Origin of the sequence: Nocardioides sp., from assembly GCF_025964975.1 — a bacterium.
Lineage (GTDB): Bacteria > Actinomycetota > Actinomycetes > Propionibacteriales > Nocardioidaceae > Nocardioides.
Genome location: NZ_JAOPXV010000219.1, coordinates 1 through 8,171 on the forward strand (window position 1 = coordinate 1; position 8,171 = coordinate 8,171).

General features: G+C 69.9%; 8 protein-coding genes and 2 pseudogenes. All 10 read left to right on the forward strand.

Translation table 11 applies throughout. The annotated features are described in order from the left end of the window. A pseudogene (locus JWN68_RS17600) lies at window positions 1-406 on the forward strand (pyridoxal 5'-phosphate synthase lyase subunit PdxS); the annotation flags it as partial. Window positions 407-795: 389 nt separating this feature from the next. Next, complete coding sequence (gene pdxT, locus JWN68_RS17605; protein ID WP_297741359.1) at window positions 796-1,395, forward strand: pyridoxal 5'-phosphate synthase glutaminase subunit PdxT; 600 nt, start codon at window positions 796-798, stop codon at window positions 1,393-1,395. A gap of 14 nt (window positions 1,396-1,409) precedes the next feature. Continuing rightward, on the forward strand, window positions 1,410-2,192 hold the full coding sequence (locus JWN68_RS17610; protein ID WP_297741361.1) for a YebC/PmpR family DNA-binding transcriptional regulator: 783 nt from the start codon (window positions 1,410-1,412) through the stop codon (window positions 2,190-2,192). A gap of 86 nt (window positions 2,193-2,278) precedes the next feature. After that, window positions 2,279-2,815 (forward strand): crossover junction endodeoxyribonuclease RuvC, encoded by a 537-nt coding sequence (ruvC, locus tag JWN68_RS17615; protein WP_297741363.1) that lies wholly within the window; start codon window positions 2,279-2,281, stop codon window positions 2,813-2,815. Next, complete coding sequence (gene ruvA / locus JWN68_RS17620; RefSeq protein WP_297741365.1) at window positions 2,812-3,411, forward strand: Holliday junction branch migration protein RuvA; 600 nt, start codon at window positions 2,812-2,814, stop codon at window positions 3,409-3,411. The genes ruvC and ruvA overlap by 4 nt, the downstream gene beginning before the upstream one ends. Window positions 3,412-3,421: 10 nt before the next feature. Then, window positions 3,422-4,513 carry a Holliday junction branch migration DNA helicase RuvB gene (ruvB, locus tag JWN68_RS17625; RefSeq protein WP_297741367.1) on the forward strand — a complete coding sequence of 364 codons (1,092 nt, stop codon included), beginning with the start codon at window positions 3,422-3,424 and terminating at the stop codon, window positions 4,511-4,513. A 111-nt stretch (window positions 4,514-4,624) separates the two neighbouring features. Beyond that, on the forward strand, window positions 4,625-4,921 hold the full coding sequence (yajC, locus tag JWN68_RS17630; RefSeq protein WP_297741369.1) for a preprotein translocase subunit YajC: 297 nt from the start codon (window positions 4,625-4,627) through the stop codon (window positions 4,919-4,921). A 1-nt stretch (window position 4,922) separates the two neighbouring features. Further along, window positions 4,923-6,632 carry a protein translocase subunit SecD gene (secD, locus tag JWN68_RS17635; RefSeq protein WP_297741371.1) on the forward strand — a complete coding sequence of 570 codons (1,710 nt, stop codon included), beginning with the start codon at window positions 4,923-4,925 and terminating at the stop codon, window positions 6,630-6,632. After that, window positions 6,632-7,885, forward strand: a complete 1,254-nt coding sequence (gene secF, locus JWN68_RS17640; protein WP_297741373.1) for a protein translocase subunit SecF — start codon at window positions 6,632-6,634, stop codon at window positions 7,883-7,885. The genes secD and secF overlap by 1 nt, the downstream gene beginning before the upstream one ends. 32 nt (window positions 7,886-7,917) lie before the next feature. Beyond that, window positions 7,918-8,171 (forward strand): annotated as a pseudogene (locus JWN68_RS17645) (adenine phosphoribosyltransferase); the annotation flags it as partial.

The window sequence follows — 8,171 nt, forward strand, 5'->3', positions numbered from 1 at the left end:
CGTCACCCACATGCGCACGATCCGCGCCGAGCTGCGCCGTCTCCACGGCATGGAGCCCGACGAGCTGTACGTCGCCGCGAAGGAGCTGCAGGCGCCCTACGACCTCGTCAAGGAGGTGGCCGCGGCCGGCAAGCTGCCCGTCGTGCTCTTCACCGCCGGCGGCATCGCCACCCCTGCCGACGCCGCGATGATGATGCAGCTCGGTGCCGAGGGCGTGTTCGTCGGCTCGGGCATCTTCAAGTCCGGCAACCCCGAGCAGCGCGCCGAGGCGATCGTCAAGGCGACGACCTTCTACGACGACCCCGACGTGGTGGCCAAGGTCAGCCGCGGCCTCGGTGAGGCCATGGTCGGCATCAACGTCGATGAGATCCCGCAGCCGCACCGCCTCTCCGAGCGCGGCTGGTAGTCGTCTGGGCCGGGACTCGGCCCTCAACCCTCGGGCGTCGTCCCCCGCCTGTGGATGATCTGTGGATCGTCCGTTGCCCTGCGACGCCCGGGTGACCCCGTCGAGCCCCCATCGAGCGCTCATCGGGTGCGCCGCCATGGCCCGGACGGCTGCCGTTCTCGCCGGGGCGTAGTCCTTGCTAGTCATGTGCCGAAATCGCGTAGCAATTGCAACGGCAGATCCTCAAACTAGTGACAGCGGGCCATGGGGGCTCGCGGTCCCCCCCGGATCCAGCACTTCCTTCAGCTCGAAGAGCTTCACGCAGGCTCCACGCGGGCCCAGGGCACACCTGGCCTGCGTGGACGCACGCCGCTTCGTCGGCGAGGCCGAGCTCCCCCTACGATTCGGGCATGTCGTCGCCCACCATCGGAGTGTTCGCCCTCCAGGGCGACGTCCGCGAGCACGTCCGGCTCCTGACCGAGCTCGGCGTCGACGCAGTCGCAGTGCGGCGGCCCCGCGAGCTGGAGCGTTGCCAGGCGTTCGTCATACCGGGTGGCGAGTCGACCACGATGTACAAGCTGGCCCGGACCTTCGAGCTCTTCGAGCCGCTCCGGGCGAGGATCCGCGCCGGTATGCCCACCTTCGGGACGTGCGCCGGCATGATCCTGCTCGCCGATCGCGTCGAGGGTGGTCCGCCCGACCAGGAGACGCTGGGCGGCCTCGACGTCACGGTGCGCCGCAACGCCTTCGGTCGTCAGATCGACTCCTTCGAGGGCGAGCTCGACTTCGAGGGCCTGCCCGACCGGGTGCGGGCGATCTTCATCCGGGCGCCGTGGGTCGAGAGCATGGGCGAGGGCGTCGAGGTGCTTGCCCGCATCGAGGCGGGGGAGGCGGCGGGTAGGATCGTCGCCGTCCGCGAAGGGCATGTGCTGGCGACGTCGTTCCACCCCGAGGTGGGCGGGGACGACCGCATCCACCGCTACTTCGTCGACATGGTCACGACCGCTTAGCAGAGGGAGCCCCCATGTCCGGCCATTCCAAGTGGGCGACCACGAAGCACAAGAAGGCCGCGGTCGACGCCAAGCGCGGCAAGCTGTTCGCCAAGCTGATCAAGAACATCGAGGTAGCGGCTCGTCAGGGCGGCGGCGACCTGTCGGGCAACCCGACGCTGTTCGACGCGGTGCAGAAGGCGAAGAAGAGCTCGGTCCCCAACGACAACATCGACCGCGCGGTCAAGCGCGGCTCCGGCGCCGAAGCGGGTGGCGCCGAATACTCCACGATCATGTACGAGGTCTACGGACCGGCCGGCGTCGCGTTCCTGGTCGAGTGCCTGACCGACAACAAGAACCGCGCCGCCATGGAGGTGCGCACCGCCGTGACCCGCAACGGCGGCACGCTGGCCGACCCCGGGTCCGTCTCGCGCCTGTTCACGCGCAAGGGCGTGATCGTGGTGCCGAAGACGCAGGAGAAGGACGGGGCGCCGACCGAGGTCTCCGAGGACATGGTCCTCGAGGCGACCCTCGACGCCGGTGCCGAGGACGTCAACGACCACGACGACTCCTTCCAGGTCATCTCCGAGGCGACCGACATCGTTGACGTGCGCCAGTCGCTCCAGACCGCGGCGATCGACTACGACTCGGCCGACGTCGAGTTCGTGCCGAGCATGGAGATCCCCGTCGACAAGGACGCTGCGGCCAAGGTGCTCAAGCTCGCCGACGCGCTCGAGGACCTCGACGACGTGCAGAACGTCTTCACCAACGTTGACATCCCCGACGACGTGCTGGCGCAGCTCGACGACGAGGACTGAGCCCGGTCGCGCGTGTCGTACGCCCGAGCGCGGGAGCCTCGGTTAGCCTTGGCCCGAACAGACGTTCGGACGAGAGGTGCGACTTCATGCGGGTGCTCGGGATCGACCCCGGCCTGACGCGATGCGGCGTCGGGGTGGTCGAGGGCTCTGTCGGGCGCCCACTGACCCTGGTCGACGTCAACGTGATCCGCACGAGCCCGAGCGAGCCGATCGCCCAGCGGCTGGTGACGATCGAGCGGGGCCTGGACGCGTGGCTCGACGAGTTCCAGCCCGATGCCGTGGCGGTGGAGCGGGTCTTCGCCCGCTCCGACTCCAGCACCATCATGGGTACCGCGCAGGCCAGCGGGATCGCGCTGGTGGTGGCCGCGCGACGCGGTCTGCCGATCGCGCTCCACACACCGAGCGAGGTCAAGGCCGCCGTGTCGGGCAGTGGTCGGGCGGACAAGGCGCAGGTCACGGCGATGGTCACCCGCATCCTGCGGCTGGACGCCCCACCCAAGCCGGCCGACGCCGCCGATGCCCTCGCTCTCGCCATCACCCACATCTGGCGCGGTGGCGCGCTGGCCAGGATCGAAGCAGCGCGTTCGCACGCCGCGCTGGCTGCGGCAGGGAGGAAGTCGTGATCGCCTTCGTTCGCGGGGACGTCGCCGCCCTCACCCTGACCAGTGCAGTGCTCGACGTGGGCGGGATCGGGCTCGAGCTCATGTGCACGCCCGGCACGTTGGCCACGCTGCGGGTCGGGTCCGTCGCTACCTTGTCGAGCAGCATGGTGGTCCGCGAGGACTCGCTGACCGTCTTCGGCTTCCTCGACGACGACGAGAAGCAGGTCTTCGAGCTGGTGCAGACCGCCTCCGGGGTGGGGCCCAAGGTAGCGCAGGCCATGGTCGCCGTACTCTCGCCCGACGACGTACGCACGGCTGTGGCCAGCGAGGACGTCAAGACGCTCACACGGGTGCCCGGGATCGGCCAGAAGGGGGCGCAGCGGATCATCCTCGAGCTCAAGGACCGCATCGGCGCACCGACCGGCGCCCGCCTCGCCGGCCAGCCCGCGGCGGCCGCAGCCCCGTGGCGCGACCAAGTGCACCTTGGCCTGGTGGGGCTCGGCTGGTCCGCCAAGGAGGCCGACAGGGCTGTGGAGGCCGTCAGCCCTGACGCCGGGCGCGATCCCGACGTGCCTGCCCTGCTGCGCGCTGCCCTGCGCACCCTGAGCAAGGCCTGAGAGGCACGTCATGGACTGGGAGAGCGACACCGACGACGTCGAGCTGACCGAGGCCGAGGCTGCGCACTTCCGCCGCCTCACCTCTGCCGAGGCCGACGGGGACGAGCGGGCGGTTGAGGCCGCGCTACGCCCGAAGAGCCTGGACGAGGTGGTCGGTCAGACCAGGGTGCGCGACCAGCTGGGACTGGTCCTCGAGGCCGCTCGCCGACGCGGACGGGCCCCCGACCACGTGCTCCTGTCCGGCCCTCCCGGGCTCGGGAAGACGACGCTGGCGATGATCATCGCCGCCGAGATGAGCACGCCCCTGCGGCTGACGAGCGGGCCTGCGATCACCCATGCCGGTGACTTGGCGGCGATCCTCTCGGGCCTCAACGAGGGCGACGTGCTCTTCGTCGACGAGATCCACCGGATGTCGCGCCCGGCCGAGGAGATGCTCTACATAGCGATGGAGGACTTCCGCGTCGACGTCATCATCGGCAAGGGCCCCGGTGCCACCGCGATACCGCTCGAGATCCCACCGTTCACCCTGGTCGGGGCCACCACCCGGGCGGGACTCCTGCCCGGACCGCTGCGCGACCGGTTCGGCTTCACCGCCCACCTCGAGTTCTACGAGCCCCACGAGCTCGACCTCATCGTGCACCGCTCCGCCCGCCTGCTCGAGGTCGAGCTCACCGACGACGGGTCGGCGGAGATCGCGGGCCGGTCCCGCGGCACACCACGCATCGCCAACAGGCTCCTGCGACGGGTCCGCGACTTCGCCCAGGTGCGAGCCGACGGCGTCGTCACCATCGAGGTGGCGCGCGCCGCACTCGAGCTCTACGAGGTCGACGAGTCCGGTCTCGACCGTCTGGACCGTGCCGTGCTCGACGTCCTCTGCCGGCGCTTCGGCGGCGGCCCGGTCGGCGTCTCCACTCTTGCGGTCGCGGTCGGCGAGGAGCGCGAGACCGTCGAGGAGGTCGCCGAGCCCTTCCTGGTCCGCAAGGGCTTCCTGGCCCGCACTCCGCGTGGCCGCGTTGCGACCCCCGCGGCGTGGCACCACCTGGGCCTGAGTCCACCCGCGCTGCCGGTCGGACCCGACTCGACCCTCTTCGAGGACATCTGACCCGGCCCCGTCGCGGTGCCCGCGTACACTCCACCGTTGGTCGCTCCCGGTGCCGTCCGGCACTGCGCGAGGCCACACTCCTGTCGTCTTTCCACAGCTGAGGAACTTCTCGTGGGCGAGCCTTACTCCTTCCTGCCCTTGGTGGCCATCGCGCTGATCTTCTGGTTGATGGTGGTGCGTCCTGCATCGCGGCGGCAGAAGGCCATCGCCGAGCTCCAGGCAGGCCTGCTGCCCGGTCAGCGAGTGATGTTGTCCTCCGGGATCTTCGGCACGATCCGGTCCCTGGACGATGACCGGGCGATCGTTGAGATCGCGCCCGGGGCGGAGATCGAGGTCGTCCGAGCAGCCATCGGAGCGATCGAGGAGCCCTCCGACTCCAGCCCTGAACCCCATGCCGAGGAGAGCTGACATGGCCCGCAAGCCCAACCCGGGACGTACCGTCGTCGTCTTCCTCCTGCTCACCGCCCTGACCTATGGACTCGTCGCCCTGGCCGGGGTCTGGACGCCCAAGCTCGGGCTCGACCTCCAGGGCGGGACCCGGATCACCCTCATCACCAAGGGCGATGTGTCGAGCAAGAGCCTGTCCGAGGCCCGGGGCATCATCGAGGACCGCGTCAACGGCTCCGGGGTCGCGGAGGCGGAGGTCTCCACGCAGGGCAACAAGTACATCGTCGTGGAGATCCCCGGCGAGAGCCGGCGCGACCTGGTCGAGACCGTCAAGCGACAGGCCCAGCTCCGCTTCCGTGTGGTGGCGGCCGCCGCCGGCGGTGTCTCCGGCGCCACGGGTGTACCGGACCCGACCGGGTCGAACCCGGTCCCACCCAGCCCGGCTCCCCAGAAGCAGCAGAACAAGCCTCGGGACAAGAAGCAGGGCACCCCCGGGGGCAACAACCGCGCGCCCTACGCATGGGCGGCCCCCGCTGGACAGGAGGAGTCGGAGGGGTCCGAGACCCCGACACCCAGCCCCTCGGAGTCTCCGGCGACGCAGGCACCGGTGCCCGAGGACGCGTCCGACCAGGCGTCGGGCATCGACGACCCGCTCACCTGGATGGACAACCCCGACGCGGCGTCCCTCGCCGCCTTCGAGAAGTTCAGCTGCCCCCCTCCGGGCGAGCCGGTGGACGTCGTCGACGACCCCGACAAGCCGCTGGTCACGTGTGACCAGAACGGGACGAAGCTGTTGCTGTCCGTCGCCATGATCGAGGGCACCGACCTCGACGCCGCGGACACTCTCGCGCCCAACCAGTCGAGCGTGGAGTGGGGCGTCAACCTCGACTTCAACGGTGCGGGGACCGATGAGTTCGCGAAGATCTCGCAGGCGCTCGTGGGCACCCAGAAGCAGTTCGCGGTCGTGCTCGACGGGCAGGTCATCTCGGCTCCGACCATGAACGGGCTGATCAACGACGGCAACGCCCAGATCACCGGGCAGTTCACCGAGGCCGAGGCACGCAGCCTCGCGACCAGCCTCCAGTACGGCGCCCTGCCCGTCTCGTTCGAGAGCGACCCGCCGGTCGAGCTGGTCGGCCCGTCGCTGGCAGGCAACCAACTCTCGGCCGGCATCACCGCCGGCCTCGCCGGGCTGCTGCTGGTGATGCTCTACTGCCTGGTCTACTACCGCGGACTGGGACTGGTGGTGATCGCCTCGTTGCTCGTGGCGGCCACCCTGACGTACTCGCTCGTCGTGCTGCTCAGCGAGGGGGTGGGCTTTACGTTGTCGCTGCCCGGCATTGCGGGACTGATCGTGGCGGTGGGCATCACAGCGGACTCGTTCATCGTCTTCTTCGAACGCATCCGCGACGAGATGCGTGACGGCAAGTCCATGCCGACGGCGGTCGAGGCCGGCTGGGTGCGGGCCCGCAACACGTGCCTTGCTGCCGACGCGGTCTCGCTGCTCGCCGCAGTGGTGCTGTTCATCTTCGCGGCCGGAGTGGTGAAGGGCTTCGCCTTCGCCCTGGGCCTGTCCACCCTGATCGACCTCATCGTGTTCTTCTGGTTCACGCACCCGATGGTGTCGTGGCTGGCACGCTTCCGATTCTTCAACCGGGGCCACGCGATGTCGGGGCTCAGCGCCGACACCCTCGGCCTCACCCACACCGCGACTTCTGGAGGCAAGGCCTGATGGGCGCATTCTCCCGACTGGGCAACGACCTCTACTCCGGGCGACGCTCGATCGACTTCGTCGGACGCCGATGGCTCTGGTACGCCGCCTCGGCGGTCATCATCGCCGTGGCTGCCTTCGGACTCGTGTCCAAGGGCCTCAACATGGGCATCGAGTTCACCGGTGGTGCGGAATACCGGGTCACGCTGCCCGCCGACGACGTGTCCCAGGAGACGGCGGACGAGCTCCGCCAATCCATCGCCGGCACCGGCATCGCCAGCGCGGCCTCACCTGTGGTGACGACCTCGGGCAGCGAGGCGATCACCATCCAGACCGAGCCCGTGACCGACGACGAGAGTGCCGAGATCGTCGCGACGATCCTGGACAGCACCGGCGCCGCGGATGCCGACATCTCCCAGACGGAGATCGGCCCCAGCTGGGGCAAGGAGGTCGCCCAGCGGTCCCTCCTCGGGCTGGTGGTCTTCCTGGTCCTGGTGGTGCTCTTCATCTGGGCCTACTTCCGCGAGTGGAAGATGTCCGCCGCTGCGCTCGTCGCGCTGGCCCACGACATCGTCATCACCATCGGTGTCTACGCGCTCTCCGGCTTCGAGGTCACCCCCGCCACCGTCACCGGCCTGCTCACCATCCTGGGCTTCTCCCTCTACGACACCGTCGTCGTCTTCGACAAGGTCAAGGAGAACACCAGGAACATGAAGCAGAGCCGGCGTACGTACGCCGAGCTGGCCAACCTCGCCGTCAACCAGACCCTCGTGCGCTCGATCAACACATCGATCGTGGCGCTGCTGCCCGTCGGCGCGATCCTCTACGTCGGTGTGGCCACGCTGGGCTCCGGTGCGCTGAAGGACCTCGCGCTGTCGCTGTTCGTCGGCATGGCCGCCGGCGCCTACTCCTCGATCTTCATCGCCACGCCGCTCGCGGTGCAGCTGAAGTCGGGCGAGAAGGAGATCACCGAGCAGGACGCCCGGGCCAAGGCCCGCCGCCGGCGCGACGTCGACCGCTACGCCGACGTGCCGACCTTCACCGAGGGCATGCCCGTGCGCGAGGCGGCCGACCACGACCACGGCTCCGGGGCCGACGACGACCTCGACGCCGACGGCGAGCCCCGTCGCGCGCCCGTGCAGACGCCGTCGCGACGCCCCGAGGCGTCCGGCTCCGGCCGTGTCGTGCCCGAGGCGAAGGCACCGCTGAGCGAGGGCGGGTCCTCCCGCCGCAACCAGCCGAACCGCCAGCCGCGCTCCAAGCGCGGCAAGTGACCGGCGCTCTCCCCCCACCCGAGAGGTCCCACGTGTCCACCCCCGACGTGTCCGGCAGCGCCGACACCAGCCTGAGCGACCTCATCGACGCGCTGGTGCGCGACGTCGTCGACTTCCCCAAGCCGGGGGTGACGTTCAAGGACATCACCCCGCTGCTCAACCACCACGAGGCGTTCACCCGCGTGGTCACGGCGCTGGCCGCGGCCGGCCGTGACGAGCAGGGCCGTGTGGTCGTCGACCGGGTGGTCGGCATGGAGGCGCGCGGGTTCATCCTCGCGGCCCCGGT